General features: G+C 50.5%; 1 protein-coding gene. It reads left to right on the forward strand.

What is annotated here, in order from left to right; all coding sequences use genetic code 11:
* On the forward strand, positions 1–1,325 hold a 1,325-nt coding region (locus ACTHS3_RS13405; protein WP_440368180.1), incomplete at both ends, for a DNA translocase FtsK.

Consider the following 1,325-nt stretch of genomic DNA (forward strand, 5'->3'; position numbering starts at 1 on the left):
CAAAATACGCGCCGCATGGTTAAAGAAGCCAAAACCATTACCGCTACTCCGGTTGCTCCGTTGGCAGGCAGCAGCAGCAACCGTAAAACTGTTGCCGTGTCCGTTGCGCCACCCCCTAAAATCCAAACTTCCCTGTTTGACGATACAGAACCTAAAAACAACGGCGAATATCACAAACCCAACATGAACCTGTTGCGTATGCCGTCTGAAGAACCGGTTGCCGTCAATCCGGATGAATTGCAACAGACCGCAGAATTGATCGAAGCCAAGCTGGCTGAATTTGGCATCGGCGTACAAGTTGTTTCCGCCACTTCCGGTCCCGTGATTACCCGCTACGAAATCGAACCGGCACAAGGTGTCAAAGGCAGCCAAATTGTCGCCTTGTCCAAAGATTTGGCGCGCTCGATGTCTCTGCAAGCGGTACGCATCGTCGAAACCATTGCCGGTAAAAACACTATGGGCATTGAATTGCCCAATGAGAAACGCCAAGACGTGATGTTGAGCGAAATCCTCTCTTCATCCGTATTTACCGATGCCAAGTCCAAACTGACTGTTGCTTTGGGTAAAGATATTGCAGGTACGCCCGTTGTCGGCGACTTGGCAAAAATGCCGCATCTTTTAGTCGCAGGTATGACCGGCTCAGGTAAATCCGTCGGTGTGAACGGCATGATTATGTCCATGCTCTTCAAAGCCACTCCTGACGAAGTCCGCTTCATTATGATTGACCCGAAAATGCTGGAATTGAGTATTTACGACGGCATTCCGCACCTGCTCTGCCCGGTTGTGACCGATATGCGCGAGGCCGGACAAGCGTTGAACTGGTGTGTTGCCGAAATGGAAAAACGTTATCGTCTGCTTTCCCATGCCGGCGTGCGTAATTTGGACGGCTTCAACCAAAAAGTCGAACAAGCCAAAGCAGCAGGTAAGCCATTACTCAATCCGTTCAGCTTAAATCCTGACGATCCTGAGCCTCTGGAAAAACTGCCGTTGATTGTGGTCGTCATTGACGAATTAGCAGACTTGATGATGACCGAACGTAAATCCGTTGAGCAGCAAATCGCACGCCTTGCCCAAAAAGCGCGTGCGGCAGGCATTCACATGATTGTCGCCACCCAACGCCCAAGCGTTGATGTGGTTACCGGCCTGATTAAAGCTAACATTCCGACACGTATGGCCTTTACCGTACAAAGCAAAATCGACAGCCGCACTATTCTTGACCAAATGGGTGCAGACGAATTGCTCAAATATGGCGACTCATTATTCCTGCAACCGGGCAGCGCAGAACCGACACGCCTGCAAGGTGCGTTTGTTTCCGATGATGAAGT

The sequence above is a fragment of the Neisseria sp. P0009.S007 genome (assembly GCF_051962515.1).